The following is a 24,926-nucleotide window of genomic DNA, read 5'->3' as shown; positions in this document are numbered from 1 at the left end:
GTTCAGACCGCGCCGTACTGCCTGTCCCCGGCGTCGCCCAGTCCCGGCACGATGAAGCCGGAGTCGTTGAGCCGCTCGTCGATGCTGGCCGTGACCACGCGGACGGGCAGGCCGGTCTTCTCCAGGTGCGCGATGCCCTCTGGCGCGGCGAGCGCGCAGATCGCGGTCACGTCGGTGGCGCCGCGATCGGTGAGCAGGCGGATCGTGTACTCCATCGAGCCGCCGGTGGCCAGCATCGGGTCGAGCACCAGCACCGGCCGGTCGGCGAGCGACTCGGGCAGCGACTCCAGGTACGGGACCGGCTGCAGCGTCTCCTCGTCGCGGGCGAGGCCGACGAAGCCCATCTGCGCGTCCGGGATCAGCTTGTGCGCCTGGTCGGCCATGCCGAGCCCGGCGCGGAGCACCGGGACCAGCAGCGGCGGGCTGGCCAGCTTGTACCCGTCGGTCCGCGCCACCGGCGTGTGGATGCGCTCGGTGCGCACCGGCGCGTCACGGGTGGCCTCGTACACGAGCATCATCGAAAGCTCGTGCAGCGCGGCGCGGAACGCGGCACTGTCCGTGCGGGCGTCACGCATGGTGGAGAGCCTGGCCTTCGCCAGCGGGTGGTCAACGACGAGCACGTCCATAAACGCTCACCCTAGTTCAGATGGGTGTGTCGTCCATCCATGCACGCGTGTCGTCCGTCTGTGCACGAATGCCGTCCATCCGCGTACAGGCGACCCCGGGCCGAAGCCGCCCCGCCCGTACGTAAACGGACGACACGCGTACACAGTTGGACGACACGCGTACCTCGATGGACGACACGACTTCGGCCGCCCCGGCCAATCCGCGGGAGTGCGCCGTGCGGGGCCGGAATTGCCTCTACACTCCCCGGCGTGACCGAGTCCCAGCAGTCCGACCAGATGCGCGCCTCCGATGCCGATCGCGAGCGGGTCGCGCAGGTGTTGCACGGCGCGCTGGCCGAGGGACGGATCACGATCAACGAGCTGGAAGAGCGCCTCAGCACCGTCTACGCGGCGAAGACGCTCGGTGAGCTGAAGCCGGTCACGGCCGATCTGCCGGTCGGCTCTGCGGCGATCGAACCGGCCACCACGCGCGCGCTCGGCTTCCCGGACAACCGCATCGGCGGCCACCCGGGGTCGGCCGTCTCGGTCGGCGTCATGTCCGGCGCGGTCCGCAAGGGCAGCTGGGTGCTCCCGCCGAACCACAACAGCTTCGCGTTCTGGGGCGGCGCCGAAATCGACCTGCGCAACGCCCGGTTCGCCGAGAAGCAGTCCACCATCTCGGCCGTCGCGATCATGGGCGGTATCCAGATCACCGTGCCGGACGACATCAACGTCGACGTGACCGGAATCGGCTTCATGGGCTCGTTCTACCTCGACGACAAGGCGGGCACCCCGCCGGCGCCGCCGACCGCGCCCACGGTGAAGATCACCGGCCTGGCGTTCTGGGGCGGCGTAGTGGTGACGCGCAAACGGCGCAAAACCGAGGTCAAAGAACTCGACGGCTAGCCGGTTTCGGTAACGTCGGTCTCCGGGGGTTTCATTTCGACCAAGGGGGATCCGACCATGCGCCGGACGATCATGTCCATCGCTTGTGCCGCAACACTTCTCTTCACCGCCGTACCGGCTTCGGCCGCGCCCGACGCGCGCCAGGCCGCCATGGACGCGGCCGTCGCCGCGGGCGCGCCCGGCATGGTCGCGGTCGCCGACGACTTCCGCGGGGTCAGCGGTGTCGCCGACGTCAACCGGCCAGGCAAGCCGAACGCGTCCGGCCGCTGGCGGGTCGCGAGCGTGTCGAAGGTCTTCACCGCGACGCTCGTGCTGCAGCTCGCCGACGCCAAGAAGATCGGGCTGGACCAGCCGATCCAGCAGTACCTGCCCGGCTTGCTGCCCTACCCGGAGCCGATCACCGTCCGCCAGCTGCTGAACCACACCAGCGGCGTCCCGCGCGACCTGACGCCGGAGCAGGGCTGGGGATCACTGCCCGAGATCGACACCGAGCGCTTCGAGCACTTCAGCCCCGAGCAGCAGATCAGGCTGAGCACGCAGCAGCCGCTGCTGTTCAAGCCGGGCACCAGCTGGTCCTACTCGAACACCGGCTTCAACATCCTCGGCCTGTTGGTCGAGAAGATCACCCACCAGCCGCTCGCCCAGGTGCTGGCCAAGCGCGTCACCGGCCCGCTGCACCTGCGAGACACCTCGCTGCCGCTCGACTTCCCGTTCCTGCTCGCCCCGGCCGCTCGCGGCTACGAGCAGCTCTACCCGGCGCCGCACGGCCTGACGGACGTCACGACGTACAACTACACGCGCTACTCCGGCGCGGGCGACGTCGTCTCCAGCGGCGCCGACCTGAACCGGTTCTTCGGCGCGCTGCTCGGCGCCAAGCTCTTCAGCGCGGACATGCTCAAGGAGATGAAGACCACGGTGCCCGTCAGCGGCGAGCTCTCCTACGGCCTCGGCCTGATGAAGTTCGACCTGCCCGCGAACCTGTGCGGCAAGGCGGTCAGCATCTGGGGCCACGGCGGCGACCTGCCCGGCTTCAACACGCTCAGCTTCCACGATGGCGCAGGCAAGCAGATCTCCACGCTGGCCACGATCGACGTCACCGCGTCGAGTGACGTGGCGCTCAAGCGGCAGCTGCCGATGATCAACGAGTTCTGCCCGAACCCGCAGATCCCGCCCGCCGCGAAGGTCGCGGCCCAGCCGCTGATTCCGGTCTTGTAGCAGGGGTCGTGAGTGTTCCGGCCGGTTAGAACCGGCCGGAACACTCACGACCCTGTGTGACAAAGGATGCCGGTTCTGTCACACCCTAGACTCGGGTGCATGACAGCTACGACGGCAACGTCCGCCGCGCCGGCCACCCCGGCACCACTGGCGGACGCGACTCGCGACGAGGCGAGCCTGCGCCGGTTCCTGCACGGGCTGCCCGGCGTCGACCAGGTCGGCGTCGAACAGCGCGCGGCGGGCCTCGGCACGCGCAGTATCAAAAAGGCCGCGAAGCTCTGGGCGATCGACACCGCCATCTCGATGGTCGACCTGACCACCCTCGAGGGCGCCGACACCCACGGCAAGGTCCGCGCGCTCACGGCGAAGGCGAAACGCCCCGACCCCGAGCGCCCCGGCACGCCGAAGGTCGCGGCCGTCTGCGTGTACCCCGACCTGGTGGCGACCGCCGTCGAGTCGCTCGCGGGCACCGGGATCAACGTCGCCAGCGTGGCGACCGGGTTCCCGGCCGGGCGCACCAGCCGCGAGATCAAGCTCGCCGACGTCAAGATCGCCGTCGACGCCGGCGCCGACGAGGTCGACATGGTGATCGACCGCGGCGCTTTCCTCGAAGGCCGCTACGGGCAGGTCTTCGAGGAGATCCAGGCCATCAAGGCCGCCTGCGGCGACGCGCACCTCAAGGTCATCCTCGAGACCGGTGAGCTCGCGACGTACGACAACGTGCGCCGCGCGTCGTGGCTGGCGCTGCTGGCCGGTGGCGACTTCATCAAGACCTCGACCGGCAAGGTCTCCCCCGCCGCGACGCTGCCGGTCACGCACGTGATGCTGCAGGCCGTGCGCGACTGGCGCGAGACCACCGGCGAACTGCGCGGCGTGAAGCCCGCGGGCGGCATCCGCACCACGAAGGACGCCATCAAGTACCTGGTCGCGGTGCACGAGGTCGCCGGCGAGGAGTGGCTGTCGCCGCACCTGTTCCGCTTCGGCGCCTCCAGCCTCCTCAACGACCTCCTGCTGCAGCGCCGCACCCAGGCTGACGGCCACTACAGCGGTCCCGACTATGTGACGGTGGACTGATGGGTATTTTCGAGTACGCGCCCGCGCCCGAATCGCGCGACATCGCGAACCTCAAGCCGAACTACCGGCCGTTCATCAACGGCGAGTTCGTCGACGGCAACGGTGAGCCGCTCAAGACGATCAACCCGGCGACCGAAGAGGTGCTGGCCGAGGTCGGCACCGCGTCGGTGTCCGATGTGGACACCGCGGTCAAGGCGGCACGCAAGGCGTACACCAACGTCTGGTCGAAGATGCCGGGCAGCGAGCGCGCGAAGTACCTCTTCCGCATCGCGCGGCTGATCCAGGAACGCTCGCGCGAGCTGGCGGTGCTGGAGAGCCTCGACAACGGCAAGCCCATCAAGGAATCGCGTGACTCGGACGTCCCGACGGCCGCCGCGCACTTCTTCTATCACGCGGGCTGGGCGGACAAGCTCGACTACGCGGGCCTCGGCCCCAACCCGCAACCACTCGGTGTCGCGGGCCAGATCATCCCCTGGAACTTCCCGCTCCTGATGCTGGCGTGGAAGATCGCGCCCGCGCTGGCCACCGGCAACACGGTCGTGCTCAAGCCCGCCGAGACCACGCCGCTGACCGCGCTCGTGTTCGCGGAGATCTGCCAGCAGGCCGAACTTCCGCCCGGCGTGGTCAACATCCTGCCCGGCGCGGGCGACATCGGACAGTCCATTGTGGAACATGGTGATGTCAACAAGATCGCCTTCACCGGTTCGACCGATGTCGGCAAGCTGATCCAGCGTCAGGTCGCGGGCACGTCGAAGAAGCTCACGCTGGAGCTGGGCGGCAAAGCGGCGAACGTGGTGTTCGACGACGCGCCGCTCGACCAGGCGGTCGAGGGCATCGTCAACGGCATCTTCTTCAACCAGGGCCACGTCTGCTGCGCCGGTTCGCGGTTGCTGGTCCAGGAATCCGTCGCCGAAGAGGTGATGGAAAAACTCAAGTACCGCGTCTCGACGCTGCGCCTCGGCGACCCGCTGGACAAGAACACCGACATCGGCGCGATCAACTCGGCCGAGCAGCTCAGCAAGATCAAGGGGCTGGTCGAGTCGGGCGACACCGAGGGCGCGCACCGCTGGACCAGCCCGTGCCCGGTGCCGGAACGCGGATTCTTCTTCGCTCCCACGGTTTTCTCGGACGTGCAGCAGTCGATGCGCATCGCGCGCGAGGAGATCTTCGGCCCGGTGCTCTCGGTGCTGACCTTCCGCACCCCGGACGAGGCGGTCACCAAGGCGAACAACACGCCGTACGGGCTGTCCGCGGGCATCTGGACCGAGAAGGGCTCGCGCATCCTGTGGATGGCGAACCAGCTGCGTGCCGGGGTCGTCTGGGCCAACACGTTCAACCGTTTCGACCCCGCCGCGCCGTTCGGCGGTTACCAGGAATCGGGATTCGGCCGCGAGGGCGGGCGCACCGGCTTGGAGGCCTACCTCAATGTCTGATCGCATCTCCGTCGCGAAGACGTACAAGCTCTACATCGGCGGCAAGTTCCCGCGTTCGGAGTCCGGCCGGGTGTATCCGGTCACCGACACCAAGGGCAAGTTCCTGGCCAACGCGGCGCACGCGTCCCGAAAGGACGTTCGCGACGCCGTTGTGGCCGCACGCAAGGCTTTCGGCGGCTGGTCGGCCGCGACCGCGTACAACCGCGGCCAGGTCCTGTACCGGGTGGCCGAGATGCTCGAAGGCCGTCGCGAGCAGTTCGTGTCCGAGGTGGCCGCGTCCGAGGGCGTCGCCGCGAAGAAGGCACAGTCCCTTGTGGACACCGCGATCGACCGCTGGGTCTGGTACGCGGGCTGGACGGACAAGATCGCGACCGTGCTCGGCGCGGCGAACCCCGTCGCGGGCCCGTACTTCTCTTTCACCGTCCCGGAACCGACCGGCGTGGTCGGCGTGCTCGCGCCGCAGCAGTCGTCGCTGCTCGGCCTGGTCAGCGTGCTCGCGCCGGTGCTCGCCACCGGTTCGACGGCCGTCGTCGTGTCCAGCGCCGACCGCCCGCTGCCCGCGATCACACTGTCCGAGGTGCTCGCGACGTCCGACCTGCCGGGCGGCGTGGCGAACATCCTCACCGGGCGCGCTTCGGAACTCGGCTCCTGGCTGGCCTCGCACGGCGACGTCAACGCGCTCGACCCGACCGGCGCCGAGCCCTCGGCGCGCGCCGACCTGGCCCGCGAGGCCGCGAACACGGTCAAGCGCGTCCTGACGGTCCCCGACGCCGAGCCCGACTGGACGGACACCCCGGACATCTCGCGCCTGCGCCGTTACCTCGAAGCCAAGACGGTCTGGCACCCCCTCGGCGTCTAAAACGCGATAAAGCGGGCTTTATCCCAGAGCGGCATAAAGCCCGCTTTATCCCGTCGGTCACACTAACGGGTGGTTATCGTCCGGTGACGCAACGTGCTACCCGGTAGATGCCGATAACCCGTTCATGGACCTTAAACGCACCCTTCCAGCACTCACGGTCATGATGTTGATCTTCAGCGCCGCGCCTGCGCTCGCGGATACCCCGGCAGGCATCGCGCACCTCGGCTCGGCCGACTTCACCAAGGGCGGCACGAACATCAAGGTGCCCGTCCAGGGCAAATGCGATGTCGACGGCCCCACGACCAAGGCCGCCGCGCCGGTCAGCAAGACGGGGATCACCTTCGGCGGCGGCACCTCGTCGTGCACCACCACGGTGACCGACCCGAACACCGACGCCACGACCACGTCCTCCAAGGCCGAGGGCAAGAACTTCGACCTGTCCGCACTGGTCAGCGAGAAGGGCCCGCGCGTCAAGATCGCGACCTACAAGGTCACCTGCGACGCCACCCAGACCCAGACGAACGCGGGCTGGAGCTACGGCGGCCTGTCCGGGATCCCCGCGCTTCCGAACCCCGTCCCGGAGAAGCACACCGTGCCACTCAAGAAGCCCGACGGCACCGTGCTGGCCAACGCGGTGTTCAACATCCACGACAAGCCCGGCGACGGCAGCATCGCGCTCACCATGCTGCGGATCAACTTCCTGCCCGCTTCGAAGATCACCGGCTCGGTCACGGTCGGGCACGCCGCCTGCTCCCCTACCCCGTAACTACGGCAACAGGTCCTCGCCGGTCAGCACCCGGCCCGGCAGTTCGCTGCCGGGCTGGGCGCGCAGGCCGTCGAGCATCAGCCCCATCACCCGCTCGGCCGCCGACTCGATGTTGTCCAGCTTGTTCGGCAGCTGCCGCAGCAGCAACGTGAAGACCAGCGCGACGTCGCCCGCGCCGACGTCCGGCCGCAGCGCCCCCTCGGCCTGCGCGTTCTTGACCACCGTCTCCAGCTCGCCCAGCAGCGCGCGCCGGAACTCGCCGGTGAGCGGGTCGCAGGCGATCGCGGCCTCCGCCTGCGGCGAGAGCATCGCGAGCTGCACGGACAGCCGCAGCTCCTGCGAGAAGCGCAAGAAGCGGACCAGCGCGTCCCACGCCGTCGGCTCCTCCGCGAGTGCCGCGCGCGCCTCGGTGAGCACGCGCGCGAAGTTGTCCCGCGCGACCTCCCTGATCAACGTCTCCCGGTCGGGGAACCGCCGGTAGAGCGTCCCGACGCCGACCGCCGCCGCGCGCGCGATGTCCTCCATCGGCGCGTCAGGGCCCTGTTCGACGAAGATCGTCTTGGCCGCGGCGATGATCTGGTCACGGTTACGGCGCGCGTCTGCCCGCAAGGGCGCCCCAGATTCGGCCTTCATGTCACTTGCCTTTCGCGTGAAACCGGTGGCCGATTCTCGCATGAGCAACGGTTTACCGAGTACAGGTTGGAAGTTGACGGCATCCGGTGAATTTAGGTGGACGGAAACCCTCCACTTCGGTACCTTGGGACACGTAAGCGGAAACAAACCTTCCACATAGGCGCTTTGTCCGGATGGGATGGGAATGACCGACGTGGCCGGCTCGCCGACACTCGCCTGGCCGATGGAGCGGGTTTGCCCGTTCGGTCCGCCCGCCGAGTACCAGCGGCTGCGCGCGGAGGAGCCCGTCACGAAGGTCCGGCTGGCGTCCGGGATGACCATCTGGGCGGTGTCCCGCCTCGAGGACATCCGGCAGCTGCTGACCGATCCGCGGTTCAGCTCCGACCGCCACGCGCCCGGTTTCCCCCGGATCATCAAGGACCAGAAGATCATCCCAGGTTTCCGGTCCTCACTCATCGACATGGACGCGCCCGAGCACGGCGAGAAGCGCCGCGAGGTGCTCAGCGAGTTCACCATCCGCCGGGTGAAGGCCATGGCGCCGCGAGTCCAGCAGATCGTCGACGAGCGGATCGACGCGATCCTCGACGGCCCGAAGCCGGCGGATCTGGTCAAGTCGCTCGCGCTTCCGGTGCCCTCACTGGTGATCTGCGAACTGCTCGGCGTGCCGTATCACGATCACGAGTTCTTCGAGTCGCGCACGTACGCGATGCTCAGCCGCGACAAGGTGCTGGCCGAGCGGCAGGCCGCGTTCGGCGAGCTGCTGACGTTCCTCGACGAGCTGGTCACCGCCAAGGAAGCCGAGCCGACCGACGACCTGCTGGGCAGGCTGATCCTCAAGCAGCGCGCGGGCGGTGGCGTCCGGCACCAGGACCTCAAAGAACTCGCGTTCCTGTTGCTGGTCGCCGGGCACGAGACGACGGCGAACATGACCTCACTCGGCGTCCTGACTTTGCTGGAACATCCCGATCAGCTGAAGAAAATCGTCGAAGACCCGAGTAAAACGCTGGGCGCCATCGAAGAATTGCTGCGATTCCTGACGATCGCCGAGGCCGCCGGACTGCGCGTCGCCATCGACGATGTCGAAATCGGCGGGCAATTGATCCGAGCGGGTGAAGGCGTCATCGCATTGACGATTTCCGGGAACCGGGACGCCGAAGCGTTCGTTGATCCGGATGAGTTCGACATCGAACGCAGCGCACGGCATCACGTCGCGTTCGGCTTCGGTATTCACCAATGCCTGGGCGCGAACCTGGCCAGGCTGGAGCTTCAGATCATCTTCGACACGCTCTTCCGGCGCATTCCGGGATTGCGGCTCGCAGTACCCGCCGCCGAACTTCCGTACAAGACGGAGACAACTATTTACGGCCTGCATGAACTGCCGGTCACGTGGTGAATTAGTGGGGAGAGAGCAATGACAGGGGTAATGGAGACCGAGGATTTGACGTTCCCGCTTGCCAGGGAATGCCCGTTCTCGCCGCCGAAGGAATACAAGGAGATCCGCGAGTCGGAACCGATTTCGAAGGTCAGCCTGCCGGACGGCACCTGGGCGTGGGCGATCACCCGCCACGAGGACGTCCGCGCCGCGCTGTCCGACCCGCGATTCAGCGCGGACCGCACCAACCCGAATTTCCCGATGCTGATCAAGGGCCAGCGCCAGAACCAGAATCCGGACTTCGAGAAGACCATGCTGTCGATGGACGCGCCGGAACACGGCCCGGCCAGGCGCGCGGTGCTCGGCGAGTTCACCGTGCGGCGCATGGAGGCGTTGCGCCCGCGCATTCAGGAGATCGTCGACGAGCGCATCGACGCGCTGCTCGCCGCGGACGGCGAGGTCGACCTGGTGGCGGAGCTTTCGCTGCCGGTGCCGTCCTTGGTGATCTGTGAGCTACTCGGCGTCCCTTATGAGGACCACGAGTTCTTCCAGGTGCGCACGGCCAGCATGCTCAGCCGCACCGCCACCCCGCTGGAGCGGCGCGCGGCGTTCGACGGCGTCGTCGACTACCTCGACGAGCTGGTCACGGCCAAGGAGGCCGCGCCGTCCGAGGGCGACCTGCTCGGCAGGCAGATCCTCAAGCTGCGCGAGGAAGGCACGTACCACCACGGCAAGCTGGTGAGCCTCTCGTTCCTGCTGCTGCTCGCGGGGCACGAGACCACGGCGAACATGATCTCGCTCAGCACGCTGGCGCTGCTGCGCAATCCCGAGCAGCTCGCGATCGTCAAGGCAGACCCCGGCAAGACGCTGGTCGCGATCGAGGAACTGTTGCGCTACTTCACGATCGTCGACGCGGCGACGGCACGCGTCGCCGTCGCGGACGTCGAAATCGGCGGCGTGACGATCAAGAAGGACGAGGGCATCCTCGCGCTCGGCTACTCGGCCAACCGCGACCCGGCGGCGTTCGAGAACCCCGACGAGCTCGACATCGACCGCGGCGCGCGGCACCACGTGGCGTTCGGTTTCGGGGCGCACCAGTGCCTCGGCCAGAACCTCGCGCGGATGGAGCTGCAGATCGTCATCGACACGCTCTTCAAGCGGATCCCGGATCTGAAGATCGCGGTCCCCGAAACGGAGCTGCCGTTCAAGGACGACGCGGCTATCTTCGGGCTGTACGCACTGCCCGTCACCTGCAAGTAGGAGAGTTCCATGAAGATCATCGCCGACACGGGGCGCTGCGTCGGAGCCGGTCAGTGCGTGCTGACCGACCCGGAGGTGTTCGACCAGACCGAGGACGACGGCACGGTCATCGTCCTCGTGTCAGAACCCGAAGGTGAGGCGGCGGACCACGCACGCGACGCCGTGCACATCTGCCCCAGCCAAGCCCTGTCCCTCGTCGAGTGACGATAAAGCGGGCTTTATCCCGGGTGCTTTTCCCGGGATAAAGCCCGCTTTATCCCGGGCCTCAGCCCAAATGCACGGGCAACGTGTCGACGCCGTAGACGATCGAAAGCTGCCGATACGCCAACGCATCCGGCTCGACGGCCAGCTTCATGCCCGGGAAGCGGCGCACCAGCGCGGGGTAGGCCGCCCGCAGCTCCATGCGGGCCAGCTCGGCGCCGATGCAGCGGTGCACGCCCCAGCCGAACGCCAAGTGCGGTGACGCGGGGCGGTCCGGGTCGAAGGTCTCCATCGAAGACCCCAGCGAGGCGTCCCGGTTGGCCCCGGACAGCGACACCAGCACGATGTCGCCCTTCTTGATCTGCACGCCCGCCACTTCGACGTCCTCACGGGCGAAGCGCGGGAACGCCATCTGCACCACGGTCAGGTAGCGCAGGAGCTCCTCGACGAACGGGGCGATCGCCTCGTCGTCATCGTGCACGCGCCGGAACTGCTCGGGATCACTCAGCAGGACGATCGCGCCGAGCGCGACCATGCTTGCTGTCGTCTCCAGGCCACCGGTCAGCACGCCGTCGGCGAGCCCGGCCAGCTCCTCGTCGGAAATCTCGTCGCCGTGTTCCTTCACCAGCATGCCGAGCAGGCCGTCACCCGGGTCGGCGCGCTGCTTCTTCACGATCTCGCGCAGATACGTCAGCGACTCCGAAATCGCGCCGAGCGACGCGCCGGCGCCACCGAACAGATCGAAGCGCGCTGTGCTCAGCCGCTGGAAATCCTCGCGGTCCTCATAAGGGACGCCGAGCAGTTCGCAGATCGTCAGCGACGGGATCGGGAACGCGAACGCCTGCATCAGGTCGACCGGGCCGTCCGCCTTCGCCATCGCGTCGAGCTGCTCTTCGACGATCGCGTGAATGCGCGGGGTGAGCCTGCCCAGCCTGCGCATGGTGAATTCCGGCGTCAGCAGTTTCCGCAGCCGGGTGTGCACCGGCGGGTCCGCGAAGCCGAGTCCACCGGGATTCTGGTCCTCGGTCACCCCCGCGTTGCCGACGAGGTTGGTGAAGTCATTGCTGAAGTCTGCGGTCGCGCTGAGCACGGCCTTCGATTCGGTGTACCCGCTGACAAGCCAGGCGTTGAAACCGAACGGCAGCGGCACCTTGCTGATCGGCTCGACCGCGCGGGTCGCCCCCAGTTCCGCGACCGGGTCGAGCCCGTTCCGGCGCAACGGCATGAGCGCGCGCTCGGGAAGAAACGAGATCTTCGACAGATCGAAACCCGACTTTTGCTTCCTGGCAAGGTATTTGCGTCCCACCCACGAGACAACCCGATCCCGCACATTCGACATAACCGCAGATTACCGGACTTTCCTTGAGACAATCCTCATCGGACACCCCGCAGATGTGTGATCAACAGCTCCGAGACCGCGGGTGCGGCCACCTCCGGCAGGAAATGCCCGCCCGAGGCCAGTTTTTCGAGCCGATAAGGCCCGGTCACCCAATTCTTCGTGTCCTCGATCCCCGACGGCGCCACCGCCGGATCCTCACTGGCGAGGAACAACGTCGGCACGGCCACCCGATCGGGGTACCCCGTGAAATCGTTTGCCCGATACCAATCGAGCGCGGCGGTCAACGCTCCGGGTTCACGCAATCGCGCGTTGTACTCGTTCAGATGAGCCTCCGGCACGCCCGGAATGACCAACGGCTTCGCCAGCAGCTTGTTCTCCGGTATCGGCGTCGGCTCCCTGAACCCCGCCATGTAGGCCGACCGTTTCTGCTGCTCAGGATCTTCCCGCAACGCCTTCTCGAACGCGCCGAGATGCGGCACGGACACCGCGGTCAGCGACCGCACCCGGCCCCCGTGGCGCGCGGCCGCCACCCAGGCGACCGCCGCGCCCCAGTCGTGCCCGACCAGATCGAACCGCCCCCAGCCGAGTGAGTCCGCGATCCCCCGCACGTCCCGCACCTGATGATCGAGCTGGTAATGCTCGATCCCGGCTGGCCGCACCCCGCGCGAGTACCCACGCTGATCGGGCGCCACAGCGCGATAGCCCGCCCCCGCGAGCGCTCGCAGCTGTGCCTCCCATTCGATGCCGAACTCCGGAAAGCCGTGCAGCAGCAAGACTTTCCGCCCCCGTTCCGGCCCGGCGGCGACGGCGTCGAACACCCCGGCCCTGGTCGGGATCTTGATCCGTTCCAGGCGTCCTGACGCCGCCGCTGTGCCGATGCCCGCCGTCCCCACGGCGACCATCGCACCCACCGCCCCCCTCAGTGCTCCCCGCCTCGTGATCCCCATGGCCATAACCTTGGCCTGACGAAGCGGACCGGACCATGGGGTAAACCCCCGGTCTTCTCCTCAGGGTTACCCCCGAGACCCGGGCTCGTGAGTGTTCCGGCCGGTTAGAACCGGCCGGAACACTCACGACCCCAGCGGCTAGCGGCCGAAGGTCTCTGCGTCGGGCGGAGCGGCGATGGTCACCGGCTTGCCCCAGTCGCTGAAGCGGATCTCGGTGGTGCTGACCTTGCCGGTGCTCATGACGGGGACGATCATCTTCAGCTGGGCCAGTTCGTCACCGCGGCAAACCAGCAGCTCGTACTCGACGGTCTTGCCACCTGAGCCCAGCGCGTACTGCATCTCCTCCTTGAGGTAGACGCTCTCCACCTTCTCAGCAGCCTGCTTGAGATCCACTGTGACGCTGTGCCGAACGCACTGCCCCTCCACCGCTGTCGCGTGGATGAAGCCACCAGCAGCGATGATCGGCAGGTGGTAGTTGGTCGGCGTGACGGCCTGAGCCAGGCTGTCGTGCACTTCCAGCAGATTGTTGTTGAGTTCCGAGTCGAGGTTCCGTGGCAATGGAAGCCACGGCTTGCCCTTTTGCTTTTCGAACTCAGCAGGCAGCTTCGCGTACGACTCCCCCTGCGCGGTGACCAGCCTCAACTCGTCAAGGGGTCGCCCCTGCTGCAGCGGAGTACGCACCGTGCTTGCCAATTCCAGACCGTCCACAACGGATTTGACCGGTTCTGCCAGCCGCAGGACCCGCGCGTCACCCTCCGAAGGCTTGAGCAGGCCGTCGCTGGGCACCACGACGAAGTGATACGTCGACTTGGCCAGCACCGCCTTCGTCACTGCCTCGACCAGCGAACCGGCGCCGCCGACCCGATGGGTGACGGGCGGCGGGGACGACGGCTGTGTCGGCGATAGCTGCACCACCCCACCCGCGGACTGTCCGGGCGCGTCACAACCGGCGATCGCGAGCAGCACTAAACCAGCCATCAATACCCGCATTAGGCACTCCCCAGTGTCTGACCAGCACAAACCGCTGGCCAGCAGAAGAGTACTCGTGAGCGTTGCGGGCGGTTAGAACCGCCCGCAACGCTCACGAGCCCTTTAGAGCTGGTTGACGTCGATGACGCGTACGACCGCCGCGCCCTCTTCGTCGGAGGCCGCGAGGTCGACCTCGGCGCTGATGCCCCAGTCATGGTCTCCCGCCGGGTCGTCGAAGATCTGGCGGACCTTCCAGAGCCCCGGCTCCTTCTCGATGATCAGCAGCGCCGGCCCACGCGCGTCCGGGCCGATGCCGAGCGTCTCGTGCTGGTCGTAGTAGTCCTCGATCGCGTCTTCCCACTCCTCGGCGTGCCAGCCGGAAGCGCCGTCGAGCTGGCCGAGTTCGTAGTAGTTGCGGCGGGCGGCGAGTTCGACGCGGCGGAAGAGCTGGTTGCGCACGAGCACCCGGAACGCGCGCTCGTTGCGGGTGACTGGCGGCGGACCGTCCGGCAGCGCAGGGGCGTGCGGGCCCTCGTCCTCGTCTGGGTTGCGCAGTGACTCCCACTCGTCGAGCAGGCTGGAGTCGATCTGACGGACCATCTCGCCGAGCCACTCGATGAGATCCTGCAGCGCCTCGGTCTTCGCGTCGTCGGGGACCGTGTGGCGCAGGGTGTCGAACGCGTCGGTCAAGTACCGCAGCACCAGGCCTTCCGAGCGGGCCAGCTGATAGAAATTGATGAACTCCACGAAGTTCAGCGCGCGCTCGTACATGTCGCGCACGACCGACTTCGGCGAAAGCTGGTAGTCGTCGACCCACGGGTGACCCTGCCGGTAACCGGCGTACGCGACCTGCAGCAGCTCCTCGAGCGGCTTCGGGTACGTGACGTTCTCGAGCAGCGTCATGCGCTCGTCGTACTCGATGCCCTCGGCCTTCATCGACTGGACGGCCTCGCCGCGCGCCTTGAACTGCTGCTGTGACAGCACCGGTCGCGGATCGTCCACAATGGATTCCACAATGGACACGACGTCGAGCGCGTAGCTCGGCGACTCGATGTCGAGCAGGTCGATCGCGGCCAGTGCCAGCGGCGAGAGCGGCTGGTTCAGCGCGAAGTCGAACTGCAGGTCGACGGTCAGCCGCACGATTCGGCCTTCCGCGTCGGGCTCGGGGAGCCGCTCGACCACGCCGGCGGCGAGCAGCGCGCGATAGATCGCGATCGCCCGCCGGATGAGCCTGCGCTGCGAAGCGCGGTCCTCGTGGTTGTCCTCCAGCAGGTGCCGCATCGACTCGAAAGCGTTGCCAGGCCGCGAGATCACGTTGAGCAGCATCGAGTGCGTCACGCGGAAGCTCGACGTCAACGGCTCCGGCTCGGCGGCGACGAGCCGCTCGAAGGTGCTCTCTGTCCAGTTGACAAAGCCTTCAGGTGCCTTCTTACGGGTGATCTTCCGCTTCTTCTTCGGGTCGTCACCCGCCTTCTCAAGCGCCTTCGCGTTCTCGATGACGTGGTCGGGCGCCTCTACGACGACGTACCCGTCGGTATCGAACCCCGCCCGTCCAGCGCGCCCCGCGATCTGGTGGAACTCTCGCGCCTTGAGATGCCGCTGACGGACTCCGTCGTACTTCGTAAGCGCTGAGAAGACCACCGTGCGGATAGGCACGTTGATGCCCACGCCGAGCGTGTCGGTCCCGCAGATCACCTTCAGGAGCCCGGCCTGCGCGAGCTGCTCGACCAGGCGCCGGTACTTCGGCAGCATGCCGGCGTGGTGCACGCCGATGCCGTGCCGCACGAGCCGCGAGAGCGTCTTGCCGAACCCGGCGGTGAACCGGAAGTCGCCGAGCATCTCGGCGATGGCCTCCTTCTCGGCCTTCGTCGTGACGTTGATGCTCATCAGCGTCTGCGCGCGCTCGATCGCGGCCGCCTGCGAGAAGTGGACGACGTACACCGGCGCCTGGCCGCCGTTGAGCAGCTCGCTCATCGTCTCGTGCAGCGGCGTGAGCGCGTAGCGGTAGGTCAGCGGCACCGGCCGCTGCGCCGAGGTGACCACGGACGTCGGGCGCCCGGTGCGCCGCGTCAGGTCCTTCTCGAAGTACGAGACGTCGCCCAGCGTGGCCGACATCAGCACGAACTGCGCGTTCTTGAGCTCGAGCAGCGGGACCTGCCAGGCCCAGCCGCGGTCGGGCTCGGAGTAGAAGTGGAACTCGTCGGCCACCACCTGCCCGACCGGGGCGTCCGCGCCGAACCGCAACGCGATGTTCGCCAGGATTTCAGCGGTGCAGCAGATGATCGGCGCGTCGGCGTTCACGCTGGAGTCGCCGGTCATCATGCCGACGTTCTCGGCGCCGAAGGTGTCGATCAGCTGGAAGAACTTCTCCGACACCAGCGCCTTGATGGGCGCGGTGTAAAAGCTGCGTTTGCCTTGCGCCATTGCGGTGAAGTGGGCGCCGACCGCGACGAGGCTCTTGCCCGAGCCGGTCGGGGTCGAGAGGATCACGTTGGCGCCTGAGACCACCTCGATCAGGGCCTCTTCCTGCGCGGGGTACAGCTCGAGCCCGCGCTCGGCCGTCCACGAAGAGAAGGCCTCGAACAGCGAGTCGGGGTCCGGATCTGCGGGAAGAGCGTCTGTGAGTGTCATCAGATGACCTATGGTGCCATCCGATGGTCGCCACTTGGCGAGGGGCGATCGCGGGCGAAACGCGAAACCCGTAGGCTTCTGCTACCGCGCACCGTTCGGGGGAACCTCCAAGCCTGCGCGCACACTGGCGGTAATTCCGGAGGACAGGAATGGCACAGGACATCATCCCGATCGAACTCGGGCTTCCGCAGGGCGACCTGGTCACCCTGTGGGCTCCGCGCTGGCGGGAGGACGGCGAGGAATGGGAAGCCTTCCTCGGCGATGAGGAAGACCTGTTCGCGTTCCCGGACGCCGCGCATCTAGCCGCGTTCGTGCGCACGGCCGAGCAGCACGACCTCACCGACCACCCCGCGTGGGACGTCGTGCCCGGCCTGAACGTCCCGGAGCTGATCCCGGACGACGACCACTCGTACGACCTGGTCGGCGTGCCCGAGCTGGCCGCGGGCGAGCCCGACTCGTGGACCATCGCCGAGCTGGCCGAGATCATCGGCATCGTGCGCTCGCTCGCGGACGTCTGCGAGCTCGACGACGTGCACGAGGTGCTCGACGGCAACGAGGCGTTCTCCCTGCTCGACCAGGGCACGCTGCCGTTCAGCGGCCGTGACGGCGAGAAGCTGTGGACCGCGCTGTCGGAGACCGTGTCCGAGAAGTGGGACATCGTGCTCGACGCCGTCGACAGCCTGGTCACCGTGCCGGACGTCGACGAGAAGGTGCTGGAGCAGACCGCCGAGGACCTCTCCGCGTTCCTCGCCGAGTCGGCCGAGGCCGAGGCGGCCGCCGCCGAAGGCGAGCTGGACTCCGACGCCGACGACGAAGAAGAGGCCGAGGACGAGGGTCCCGTCGGCTTCTGGGCCGAGGTCGGCATCGACCCGATCAAGATCATCACCGGCGGCAACGAGTACTACACCCTGCGCTGCTACCTCGACGACGAGCCGATCTTCCTGGGCTCCGACGGCGAGATCGACGTGTTCACCTCGGCGAAGGCGCTGGAGCGCAAGCTCGCCGACGGCGCGTCGCTCGCCGGCACCGACCTCGCCGAAGTGTCCACTTGGGACGAGGTGCTCGCCAAGGCCACCGGCGGTGAGCTCGAGGTCGAGGTCGACACCGAGAACACCTACGTGCTCACCGGCCTCGACGACGACATCGCCGCGGGCGTCGAAGCGATCGACCCGACCCAGCTGGAGCTGGCCGTCGAACTGCTCTCGGACGCCGCGGACTGGGCGGGCGACGAGAGCGTTTCCGAGGCGCTGGCCTCCTCGGAGGGCTTGAGCTTCCTGTTCAGCTTCATCCTCAAGCCCGAGCCGGGCAAGCTCAAGCCGAGTGCGCCGTTCGACGCGGAGCAGGCGGAGTGGCGCAAGCTCGTCGAGTCCTTCGAGGACCGTCTCAACGTCGGCTGAGCGCGAAATCGTAGGATCCCCGGATGACTTCCGGGGATCTTGCGCGCGCGACGGCCATGCTCGACTCGATGCTGCTCGCGGACGGTCACAACGACCTGCCGTGGGAGCTTCGGGACACTTCCGGGCCCAACCCGGTGGCGGCGGTCGCCGGCACGGATCTCACCGTCCGGCAGCCGCACCTCCACACCGACTTCGTGAAGCTGACCGAGGGCAAGCTCGGCATGCAGTTCTGGTCGGTCTACGTGCCGTGCGAGTTCGAGGGCCACAGCGCCGTCACCGCGGTGCTGGAGCAGATCGAGGTCGTGCACCAGCTCATCGAGCGCTACCCCGACCGGCTCGCGCTGGCCGAGACGGCCGAGGACGTGCTGGCCGCGCGCGCGAGCGGGCGGATCGCCTCGCTGCTGGGCGCCGAGGGCGGGCACGCGATCGCGGAATCCCTTGGCGTGCTGCGGAGTCTGCGCCGTCTCGGTGTCCGGTACATGACGCTGACGCACAACTTCAACACCACCTGGGCCGACTCGGCCACCGATGAGCCGGAGCACGGCGGGCTCTCGGAGTTCGGCCGCGAGGTGGTCGCCGAGATGAACAAGATCGGCATGCTGGTCGACCTGTCCCACGTCGCGCCGAGCACGATGCGCGACGCGCTCGACATCAGCACGAAGCCGGTCATCTTCAGCCACTCGTCGTGCGTCGCGGTCAACGCGCACCCGCGCAACGTGCCGGACGACGTGCTCGCGCGGCTGGCAGGCAACGGCGGCGTCTCGATGGTGACGTTCGTGCCCGCGTTCGTCTCACCAGCCGTCTATACGTGGGAGAACGACCTGCGCGCCGCCATGGAGGCGGCGGGCGAGGAGTACCGGAATGTGGGCGCCCGCAAGCGTTTCGCCGCCGCGTGGGACGGCCCGCCCAAGCCCGAGGCGACCGTCGCCGACGTAGTCGCGCACATCGAGCACGCGCGCGAGGTGGCCGGCGTCGACCACATCGGACTCGGCGGTGACTACGACGGTGTCGGCAAGCTGCCGGTCGGGCTGGAAGACACCTCCACCTACCCGGTGCTGTTCGCCGCGCTGCTGGAGCGCGGGTGGAGTGAGGCCGACTGCGAGAAGCTCGCCGGCCTCAACACCCTCCGCGTTCTTAAGGACGCTTAACCGACAGGCGCGACGCCCGGAGTGACCGCACCCGCGTCGATGGTGTGGTTCTCCGGCGCGGCGTCGACGCCACCGAACGTCCACGGCAGCGTGACGTGCGGGTCGCTGTAGTCACCGCGCGGGTTGTACTCCTGCGGCGCGGTGAACGTCAGCGCCAGCGGCGTCTGCTGCTGCTCGTCGATGGCGCTCCAGTGCAGCGGGATGTAGGCGGGCGAACCCTCCGACACCCGGACGTTCGGGGCGTCGTCGCGAGCCTGGTTGTCGATCAGCACATCGTGCGCGCCGACCAGGTCCAGCGGTAGCGAACCGGGCAGCGTGCACGTGACGCCGGGCTTCGCGGTGAACTGGACCGCCGCGTAACGCTGACCGGCGCCCGCGCCCCCGTAGACCAGGTTCGTGTCGAGATCGCCTGCCGTGCAGTGGAAATCGGTCGGCATCGCGGTGGCGGTCCCGGCGCTCAGCGCGGTGGCGGCCAGCGCCGTGGTGGCCAGGACGGTGATGGTGCGAGTAATCATCTGCTTCCTCCCTGTGTCCTTAGGGAAGATGCCCAGCACGCCGTCAGGTAAGCCCCATCGTGGGATCCTTCACGATCAAGCAACCCTCGTGTGGGTGAGACGTCCTTAATCCTAGGTAAAGCGTTCTGCCCGTACGGGAATCAGGCCGATCGCGAGCAACGGGAACACCGCCGCGACGGCGAACGCGAGCGCGTAGCGCGTGTCCCCGATGACCAGTCCCAGCAGCGGCGGAGTCAGCGCGGCTGCGATGTTCTGGGTGGTGTTCTGCGCGCCCATAGCGCGGCCCGCCCAGTCGATGCCGGCGAGTTCGGCGGACGCGGTGAAGCCCAACCCGTTGTCGCTCACGGTGATCACCGCGGCGAGCACGAGCGCGAGCACCACCAGCCACGGCCACGTCCGGTCGCCGAGCGCGACCAGCAGCATCACAGCGGCGCTCGCGACGGCCAGCTGGCGCATGGGGCGCAGCCTGCTGCCGACGCGATCGGACCAGCGGCCGGACACGAGCCTGCCCGCGGCGCCGAGCACCGCGACGGCCGCGAGGAACCAGCCTGCCGCGAGCGGGCTCCAGTGCCGCACGGCGACCAGGTACACCGGCGCGAACGCGGAGACCGCGAACTGCGGGACGACCAATAGGGAACTTGCACCATGCACGCGCCACAACGCGGGTTTCCGGTACGGCGACGGGGTTTTCGCGCGCTCGTGCCGTGGCGGGCGCGGCGGGTCGACGACGAAGAGCGCGACGAGCACCGCGACCACGATCGCCAGTCCGGCAGGCAGCAGCATGGCGGCCTGGAAGCCGTGGTGCGCGGCCAGCGGCGGCAGCCCGAGCGCCGCGACGCCGACCCCGAGCGGCTGCGCCATCTGCCGGATGCCCATGGCGAAGCCACGTTCTTCCGGTCCGAACCAGCCCATGACCGCGCGGCCGCTCGCCGCGTTGACGCTCGCGGTGCTGGCGCCCGCCAGCAGGAACAGGGTGAACAGCAGCGCCAGATCGTGTGCGAAGACAGTGCTCAGCAGGATGAGCCCCGAGACGCCGAGCCCGATGGCCATGATCAGGCGCTCGCCGTAGCGGTCGGCCAGCGCGCCCCAGGCGATGAGCGTGAACAGCAGGCCGGCGCTCGGAGCGGCGACGACGGTGCCCGCCTGCGCGAGCGTGAGGTGCTCGGTGTCCCGCAGAGCGGGAACCAGGAACGGGATGCCGTAAAGGAAAGCGCACGACGCGGTCTGCGCGGCCAGGCCGAGCGCGAGGATGACCCACCGTCGTTTGCTCGCCGTGGCCGTCACCAGCGTCATCGCGATCACCGTCCCAGAATATAGGATTTAGTTCCTACATCCTGAACTTTACTTCGCAACGCTAAGCATCACAAGGGGCGTCACTCCGACAGAAGGCCGAGGAGTTCGCGGCGCTCATCGGGATCGAGAAACGCGGATTCGGCCGCGTTCAGGGTGAATCGGCGCAGGTCGTCGAGGGTGTAGCCGAAGGCTTCGGAAAGCGCGGCGAATTCGCTCGTCAGCGTGCAGCCACTCATCAGGCGGTTGTCCGTGTTGACCGTCACCCGGAAGCCCTCGCGGGCCAGCAGGCCGAACGGGTGCGCCGCGATCGACGGCGCCGCGCCGGTCTGCACGTTGGACGAAGGGCAGAGCTCCAAAGGGATTCCGGCGGCCCTGACATGCTCGGCCAACCGTCCCAAGTGGACCCGGTCGCCGGTCACCGCGATGTCGTCGGCCAGGCGCACTCCGTGACCGATTCGCTTCGCGCCACATACATGAATCGCTTCCGCGATCGAGTCCACGCCCGCCGCTTCCCCGGCATGAATAGTGAAATGTGCATTATTCGCGCCAAGAAATTGAAAAGACTCCAGAAAACGCGACGGTGGGTAACCGGCTTCGGGTCCGGCGATGTCGAACCCGGCGACTCCGGCATCGCGGTAACGCACCACGAGAGCCGCGATTTCGCGTGCGCTTTCGTGCTGCCTCATCGCGCAAAGCACGGAGCGTACGCGAATTCGCCTGCCCTGACGTGCGGCTCGTCGCTCACCGTCAGCAAAACCGGCCGAAACAGCCTCTATCACCCCTTCGAGTGATAGTCCCCCTTCGCGAAAGAGTTCGGGCGCATACCGCACCTCAGCATGGACGATGCCGTCTTCCGCGAGATCCTCCACCGCCTCTGCGGCTACCCTGACCAGCGCGTCTTCGCTCTGTAACACGCCACACGTATGGGCGAATGTCTCGAGGTACGAGACGAGCGAGCCGGCGTCCGCGGCGTCGGTGAACCACCTTCGGAGCGCTGCGGAGTCCCCGGATGGGAGGGCCTTATACCCGATCGCGTCGGCGAGTTCGATCACGGTACCCGGACGGAGCCCGCCGTCGAGGTGATCATGCAGCAGCACCTTGGGCATGCGGCGAATGTTTTCGGTCGTCACAGGGGTTTTAGACCGCATAGAGCAACCTTACTCACGAAGACATTCCCCTACATGGACGCAAGCCTCGAGCTGAACTTAACCCTCAGCTTTGTCGATCATGGACTGAATCGGCCAACGGGGGTAGACAGGCTTCACGGGGGCCATACGTACGGCAATTCTCCAAAAGATAAGCTTCAGTCCAGTCCCTTCCCATTTCCCCGCCCGACGAAGGACACCGCAGTGACCACTGACAACAACATTGCCGCCCCGTCATTCGACCGGATGCGCAACATGCTGGTGCGCGCGGCCGAAGTTCGTGAGAGCGAGCAACAGCAGATCTTCGACGCGCTCGACGACATCTACGCCCGTCTCGCGCCGGTCGACTCGCTCGGGGCGGTGCGGAAGCGACTCTCCGAACTGCCCGACCGCACCGAGGTCAGCGTGCTGGCCGAGCGCCTCGACGAGGCCATGACGCGGCTCGAGGCCCAGGACAACGCGCTCTCGGACATCGCACGCGCGGTCGAGAGCATCGTCGACAAGCTGGCCAAGCCCTTCGCCCAGCTCGACGGCCGCCTCGACGGCATGGCCGCCCGCTTCGAAGGCGTCGCGGGCCGCATGGACGGCCTGGAGGACAAGCTCCAGAACATCCACCGCCGCATCGACGAGGTCGGCGCGCACCTCGACAAGCAGGACGCCAAGGTCGAGGCCCTCCCGGCGCTCGTCACCGGCCCGGTCCGCGAGCGCATCGAGCTCACCGAGTCCACGCTGCGCGAGCGCATCGACTCCACCGACGCCGAGCTCCGCTCGAAGGTCGACGAGCTCGACCGCAACACCAAGGAGCGCATCGGCGCCAACACCGAGGCACTCAAGACCGCCCTCACCGAGACCGGCGAGATGATCGACGCCTCCGAGCGCCTCGACGGCCTCGGTGACCGCCTCGAGAAGGTCACCCTCCGCCTCGACGAGCTGGCCAACCGCCTCGACAAGGTCGAAGACGGCTTCACCTCCCAGCTCGGCGACCTCGACGGTTCCATCAAGAGCGGCCTCTCCAAGGTCGAGGGCACCCTGTCGAAGCAGCCGGACACCGACTCGGTCACCTCGCTGGTCCGCAAGAGCAACGAGGAGTCGGAGCGCCGCATCGGCGGCCAGCTCGACGAGGCCATGGCCACCTTCGCGGAGCTCATGCTCGGCGGCGGCCCGGCCGCTCCCCAGCTCGCCCCGCCGCCCCCGGCCCCCCGCCAGCCCCGCCGCGCCGCCCGCAACGGCCGCGCGCCCAAGGCCACCGTGGACGCCAAGGCCAAGACCAACGGCGAAGTCACGGACGACTCGGGCGAGTAGTAGGCTCACGTTTCGTAAGGTGCCCTCCCCTACCAACCCGGGGGAGGGCACCTTCGTATTTGGGGGCTTGGGGCTTTGGGCTGGCGTGCGCGTTTGGGGACGCTGGGCGGCCCGAAACGCGCACGCCAGCCCCTGCCCGCCGCTCGGGGTCGCCCACCTTGGGAATCTCAGGTTTCGAGCCCACGGAGTGGCTTTTGGGCCGCCAGGTGTCCCAAAAGCAACTCCGTCAGCAGCGCTTGCGCGGGTTTCGGTCACTTAGCCCAGGTTTTGAGCCCACGATGTGGCGTTTGGGCCATCTCATGGCCCAAACGCCACATCGTCGAACCCCATCCCAGCTCGCGGAGCGTCGACCCTCTTTGTGCGGGGTTTTCGGCCACTCAGCGGCCGAAAACCCTGCACAACACCCCCGCCCCCGTCCTGAGCAGCCCCCGAATCCACGCTACCGCCCACCCCCGACAAAAAAGCCCACCCAAGATCAACAACGTCACCCTGTCCACACCCCGCCCCGACTGTGGACAACCCACCTCAAGTTGATCTTGGTCACCCTCCCGCCCCAGGGTCACCGATAAGCTGGACGTGGGGCCGGCCCCCTGGGAGTGGCGGGGGCTGGGATCTGGTGGTTAAGGGGCGTTCAGCCGCGCAGGGTTTCCAGGACCAGCGGCGTAGCCTCGGGGGCCTCGTCCGCGATGGTGAACGCGCCGTCGAGGGCAGCCAGGGCCGCTGGAACCGCCTCAGGCGTGTCCGTGTGGAGCTCCAGCACCGGGTCGCCCGCTGAGACGGGGGCGCCGGGCTTCGCGAGGCAGAGGATGCCCGCGGCAGCCTGGACCGGGTCTTCCTTGCGGGCCCGGCCCGCGCCCAGGCGCCAGGCGGCGACACCGACCGAGTAGGCGTCCAAGGAAGCCAAGACTCCGGAGCTGGGGGCCTTGACCACCTCGATGTGGCGAGGCCGAGGCAGCGGGGCGGAAGGGTCTCCGCCTTGGGCCGAGATCATCGCGCACCACACGTCGTAGGCCTTGCCGGAGGCGAGTACCGCCGCTGGGTCCACATCGGACAGACCGGCGAGCGCGAGCATCTCGCGGGCCAGTGCCACCGTCAGCTCGACGACGTCGGCGGGGCCGCGGCCGCGCAGGACCTCCACCGACTCGGCGACCTCGACCGCGTTGCCGACGGCCGAACCCAGCGGGGTGCTCATGTCCGTGATCAACGCCGAGGTGGCGACGCCGTGCGCGACGCCGATTTCGACCAGCTGGGAGGCCAAAGCGCGGGCCTGGTCGAGGTTCTTCATGAACGCGCCGGAGCCGACCTTGACGTCGAGCACCAGGCCGGAGGCGCCTTCGGCGATCTTCTTGCTCATGATCGAGGAGGCGATCAGCGGGATCGATTCCACTGTGGACGTCACGTCGCGCAGCGCGTAGAGCTTGCGGTCGGCGGGCGCGAGGCCTTCGGTGGCCGCGCAGACGACCGCGCCGACCGAGTCGAGCTGGCGCACGATTTCCGATGTGGACAGTGCGGCGCGCCAGCCGGGGATGGACTCGAGTTTGTCCAGGGTGCCGCCGGTGTGGCCGAGGCCGCGACCCGAGAGCTGAGGCACGGCGGCGCCGCAGGCCGCGACCAGCGGGGCCAGCGGCAGCGTGATCTTGTCGCCGACGCCGCCGGTCGAGTGCTTGTCGACCGTGGGACGGCTGACGTGCAACGCCAGCCGCTCCCCCGAGTCGATCATCGCGCCGGTCCAGCGGGCGATCTCCCCGGAATCCATGCCACGCAGGAAGATCGCCATCGCCAGCGCCGACATCTGCTCCTCGGCGACCACCCCGCGGGTGTAGGCGTCGATGACCCAGGCGATCTGCTCGTCGCTGAGCCTGCCGCCGTCCCGCTTCGTACGGATTACGTCGACAGCGGTGAAGGTTTCGCTCATA

General features: G+C 67.9%; 22 protein-coding genes. 12 read left to right on the top strand and 10 right to left on the bottom strand.

Annotation, left to right across the window (positions count from 1 at the left end):
* Window positions 1–2 precede the first annotated feature (2 nt).
* Window positions 3–626, bottom strand: a complete 624-nt coding sequence (gene upp / locus BLV57_RS28735; RefSeq protein WP_091293962.1) for a uracil phosphoribosyltransferase — start codon at window positions 624–626, stop codon at window positions 3–5.
* A gap of 276 nt (window positions 627–902) precedes the next feature.
* Between upp and BLV57_RS28730 the strand changes: the two genes are divergently transcribed.
* From BLV57_RS28730 to BLV57_RS43440, 6 genes are all read left to right on the top strand, one after another.
* Entirely contained in the window at window positions 903–1,511 is a 609-nt protein-coding gene (locus BLV57_RS28730) for a DUF1707 SHOCT-like domain-containing protein (RefSeq protein ID WP_091294262.1), read from the top strand.
* A 57-nt stretch (window positions 1,512–1,568) separates the two neighbouring features.
* Window positions 1,569–2,726: a serine hydrolase domain-containing protein gene (locus BLV57_RS28725; RefSeq protein ID WP_091293960.1), complete on the top strand. Its 1,158-nt coding sequence runs from the start codon at window positions 1,569–1,571 to the stop codon at window positions 2,724–2,726.
* Between the two features lie 99 nt (window positions 2,727–2,825).
* Window positions 2,826–3,800 (top strand): deoxyribose-phosphate aldolase, encoded by a 975-nt coding sequence (gene deoC / locus BLV57_RS28720; protein ID WP_091293959.1) that lies wholly within the window; start codon window positions 2,826–2,828, stop codon window positions 3,798–3,800.
* Complete coding sequence (locus BLV57_RS28715) at window positions 3,800–5,233, top strand: aldehyde dehydrogenase family protein (protein WP_091293957.1); 1,434 nt, start codon at window positions 3,800–3,802, stop codon at window positions 5,231–5,233. The genes deoC and BLV57_RS28715 overlap by 1 nt, the downstream gene beginning before the upstream one ends.
* The gene (locus BLV57_RS28710) at window positions 5,226–6,092 is read left to right on the top strand and encodes an aldehyde dehydrogenase family protein (RefSeq protein ID WP_091293955.1); all 867 of its coding nucleotides are present in this window, start codon (window positions 5,226–5,228) and stop codon (window positions 6,090–6,092) included. Before BLV57_RS28715 ends, BLV57_RS28710 begins: the two co-directional genes overlap by 8 nt.
* A gap of 160 nt (window positions 6,093–6,252) precedes the next feature.
* A complete protein-coding gene (locus tag BLV57_RS43440) occupies window positions 6,253–6,858 on the top strand; it encodes a hypothetical protein (protein ID WP_245757554.1) in 606 nt (201 codons plus the stop codon).
* On the opposite strand, the gene BLV57_RS28700 is transcribed toward BLV57_RS43440, so the two are convergent.
* Window positions 6,859–7,491 (bottom strand): TetR/AcrR family transcriptional regulator, encoded by a 633-nt coding sequence (locus BLV57_RS28700; RefSeq protein ID WP_091293954.1) that lies wholly within the window; start codon window positions 7,489–7,491, stop codon window positions 6,859–6,861. It lies immediately after the preceding gene.
* 184 nt (window positions 7,492–7,675) lie between these two features.
* Between BLV57_RS28700 and BLV57_RS28695 the strand changes: the two genes are divergently transcribed.
* From BLV57_RS28695 to BLV57_RS28685, 3 genes are read left to right on the top strand one after another with little or no spacing between them, the layout of a single operon-like run.
* Window positions 7,676–8,884 (top strand): cytochrome P450, encoded by a 1,209-nt coding sequence (locus BLV57_RS28695; protein ID WP_091293952.1) that lies wholly within the window; start codon window positions 7,676–7,678, stop codon window positions 8,882–8,884.
* 18 nt (window positions 8,885–8,902) lie between these two features.
* Window positions 8,903–10,123, top strand: a complete 1,221-nt coding sequence (locus tag BLV57_RS28690) for a cytochrome P450 (RefSeq protein WP_091293951.1) — start codon at window positions 8,903–8,905, stop codon at window positions 10,121–10,123.
* Window positions 10,124–10,132: 9 nt separating this feature from the next.
* Window positions 10,133–10,327: a ferredoxin gene (locus BLV57_RS28685; protein ID WP_091293949.1), complete on the top strand. Its 195-nt coding sequence runs from the start codon at window positions 10,133–10,135 to the stop codon at window positions 10,325–10,327.
* Between the two features lie 61 nt (window positions 10,328–10,388).
* Here BLV57_RS28685 and BLV57_RS28680 read toward each other — a convergent pair whose 3' ends face one another.
* The 4 genes from BLV57_RS28680 to BLV57_RS28665 all read right to left on the bottom strand — a co-directional run bounded on the left by BLV57_RS28680 (window position 10,389) and on the right by BLV57_RS28665 (window position 16,210).
* Window positions 10,389–11,663 (bottom strand): cytochrome P450, encoded by a 1,275-nt coding sequence (locus tag BLV57_RS28680; RefSeq protein ID WP_091293948.1) that lies wholly within the window; start codon window positions 11,661–11,663, stop codon window positions 10,389–10,391.
* Between the two features lie 35 nt (window positions 11,664–11,698).
* Complete coding sequence (locus BLV57_RS28675) at window positions 11,699–12,565, bottom strand: alpha/beta fold hydrolase (RefSeq protein ID WP_091293946.1); 867 nt, start codon at window positions 12,563–12,565, stop codon at window positions 11,699–11,701.
* Between the two features lie 183 nt (window positions 12,566–12,748).
* Window positions 12,749–13,600, bottom strand: coding sequence for a hypothetical protein (locus BLV57_RS28670; protein ID WP_143047167.1), 852 nt, complete (start codon window positions 13,598–13,600; stop codon window positions 12,749–12,751).
* Between the two features lie 102 nt (window positions 13,601–13,702).
* Window positions 13,703–16,210, bottom strand: coding sequence for a DEAD/DEAH box helicase (locus tag BLV57_RS28665; RefSeq protein ID WP_091293943.1), 2,508 nt, complete (start codon window positions 16,208–16,210; stop codon window positions 13,703–13,705).
* Between the two features lie 149 nt (window positions 16,211–16,359).
* On the opposite strand from BLV57_RS28665, the gene BLV57_RS28660 reads away from it, so the two are divergent.
* Complete coding sequence (locus tag BLV57_RS28660; protein ID WP_091293941.1) at window positions 16,360–17,607, top strand: primosomal protein; 1,248 nt, start codon at window positions 16,360–16,362, stop codon at window positions 17,605–17,607.
* A 23-nt stretch (window positions 17,608–17,630) separates the two neighbouring features.
* Entirely contained in the window at window positions 17,631–18,755 is a 1,125-nt protein-coding gene (locus tag BLV57_RS28655) for a dipeptidase (protein WP_091293940.1), read from the top strand.
* Here BLV57_RS28655 and BLV57_RS28650 read toward each other — a convergent pair.
* From BLV57_RS28650 to BLV57_RS28640, 3 genes are all read right to left on the bottom strand, one after another.
* Complete coding sequence (locus BLV57_RS28650) at window positions 18,752–19,270, bottom strand: DUF4232 domain-containing protein (protein ID WP_091293938.1); 519 nt, start codon at window positions 19,268–19,270, stop codon at window positions 18,752–18,754. The two genes, BLV57_RS28655 and BLV57_RS28650, sit on opposite strands and share 4 nt — an antisense overlap.
* 111 nt (window positions 19,271–19,381) lie before the next feature.
* Window positions 19,382–20,563, bottom strand: a complete 1,182-nt coding sequence (locus BLV57_RS28645; RefSeq protein ID WP_091294259.1) for an MFS transporter — start codon at window positions 20,561–20,563, stop codon at window positions 19,382–19,384.
* Window positions 20,564–20,643: 80 nt separating this feature from the next.
* Window positions 20,644–21,711, bottom strand: coding sequence for an adenosine deaminase (locus BLV57_RS28640; RefSeq protein ID WP_091293937.1), 1,068 nt, complete (start codon window positions 21,709–21,711; stop codon window positions 20,644–20,646).
* A gap of 201 nt (window positions 21,712–21,912) precedes the next feature.
* On the opposite strand from BLV57_RS28640, the gene BLV57_RS28635 reads away from it, so the two are divergent.
* Entirely contained in the window at window positions 21,913–23,010 is a 1,098-nt protein-coding gene (locus tag BLV57_RS28635; RefSeq protein ID WP_091293935.1) for a coiled-coil domain-containing protein, read from the top strand.
* A 631-nt stretch (window positions 23,011–23,641) separates the two neighbouring features.
* Here BLV57_RS28635 and BLV57_RS28630 read toward each other — a convergent pair.
* A complete protein-coding gene (locus tag BLV57_RS28630; RefSeq protein WP_091293933.1) occupies window positions 23,642–24,925 on the bottom strand; it encodes a thymidine phosphorylase in 1,284 nt (427 codons plus the stop codon).
* Window position 24,926: the final 1 nt, after the last annotated feature.

Source organism: Amycolatopsis xylanica, assembly GCF_900107045.1.
In the GTDB taxonomy this organism is placed as follows: Bacteria; Actinomycetota; Actinomycetes; order Mycobacteriales; family Pseudonocardiaceae; genus Amycolatopsis; species Amycolatopsis xylanica.
This window is presented reverse-complemented; position numbering and strand designations above follow the sequence as displayed.

Excerpts from the sequence above, each read along its gene's own strand:
- BLV57_RS28700 (WP_091293954.1), bottom strand. The coding sequence starts at position 7,491 with ATGAAGGCCGAATCTGGGGCGCCCTTGCGGGCAGACGCGCGCCGTAAC.
- BLV57_RS43440 (WP_245757554.1), top strand. The coding sequence starts at position 6,253 with ATGATGTTGATCTTCAGCGCCGCGCCTGCGCTCGCGGATACCCCGGCA.
- BLV57_RS28690 (WP_091293951.1), top strand. The coding sequence starts at position 8,903 with ATGACAGGGGTAATGGAGACCGAGGATTTGACGTTCCCGCTTGCCAGG.
- BLV57_RS28665 (WP_091293943.1), bottom strand. The coding sequence starts at position 16,210 with ATGACACTCACAGACGCTCTTCCCGCAGATCCGGACCCCGACTCGCTG.
- BLV57_RS28655 (WP_091293940.1), top strand. The coding sequence starts at position 17,631 with ATGACTTCCGGGGATCTTGCGCGCGCGACGGCCATGCTCGACTCGATG.
- BLV57_RS28715 (WP_091293957.1), top strand. The coding sequence starts at position 3,800 with ATGGGTATTTTCGAGTACGCGCCCGCGCCCGAATCGCGCGACATCGCG.
- upp (WP_091293962.1), bottom strand. The coding sequence starts at position 626 with ATGGACGTGCTCGTCGTTGACCACCCGCTGGCGAAGGCCAGGCTCTCC.
- BLV57_RS28695 (WP_091293952.1), top strand. The coding sequence starts at position 7,676 with ATGACCGACGTGGCCGGCTCGCCGACACTCGCCTGGCCGATGGAGCGG.
- BLV57_RS28640 (WP_091293937.1), bottom strand. The coding sequence starts at position 21,711 with ATGCGGTCTAAAACCCCTGTGACGACCGAAAACATTCGCCGCATGCCC.
- BLV57_RS28685 (WP_091293949.1), top strand. The coding sequence starts at position 10,133 with ATGAAGATCATCGCCGACACGGGGCGCTGCGTCGGAGCCGGTCAGTGC.
- BLV57_RS28630 (WP_091293933.1), bottom strand. The coding sequence starts at position 24,925 with ATGAGCGAAACCTTCACCGCTGTCGACGTAATCCGTACGAAGCGGGAC.
- BLV57_RS28670 (WP_143047167.1), bottom strand. The coding sequence starts at position 13,600 with ATGCGGGTATTGATGGCTGGTTTAGTGCTGCTCGCGATCGCCGGTTGT.
- BLV57_RS28675 (WP_091293946.1), bottom strand. The coding sequence starts at position 12,565 with ATGGTCGCCGTGGGGACGGCGGGCATCGGCACAGCGGCGGCGTCAGGA.
- BLV57_RS28680 (WP_091293948.1), bottom strand. The coding sequence starts at position 11,663 with ATGTCGAATGTGCGGGATCGGGTTGTCTCGTGGGTGGGACGCAAATAC.
- BLV57_RS28645 (WP_091294259.1), bottom strand. The coding sequence starts at position 20,563 with ATGACGCTGGTGACGGCCACGGCGAGCAAACGACGGTGGGTCATCCTC.
- BLV57_RS28710 (WP_091293955.1), top strand. The coding sequence starts at position 5,226 with ATGTCTGATCGCATCTCCGTCGCGAAGACGTACAAGCTCTACATCGGC.
- BLV57_RS28650 (WP_091293938.1), bottom strand. The coding sequence starts at position 19,270 with ATGATTACTCGCACCATCACCGTCCTGGCCACCACGGCGCTGGCCGCC.
- BLV57_RS28660 (WP_091293941.1), top strand. The coding sequence starts at position 16,360 with ATGGCACAGGACATCATCCCGATCGAACTCGGGCTTCCGCAGGGCGAC.
- BLV57_RS28730 (WP_091294262.1), top strand. The coding sequence starts at position 903 with ATGCGCGCCTCCGATGCCGATCGCGAGCGGGTCGCGCAGGTGTTGCAC.
- BLV57_RS28725 (WP_091293960.1), top strand. The coding sequence starts at position 1,569 with ATGCGCCGGACGATCATGTCCATCGCTTGTGCCGCAACACTTCTCTTC.
- deoC (WP_091293959.1), top strand. The coding sequence starts at position 2,826 with ATGACAGCTACGACGGCAACGTCCGCCGCGCCGGCCACCCCGGCACCA.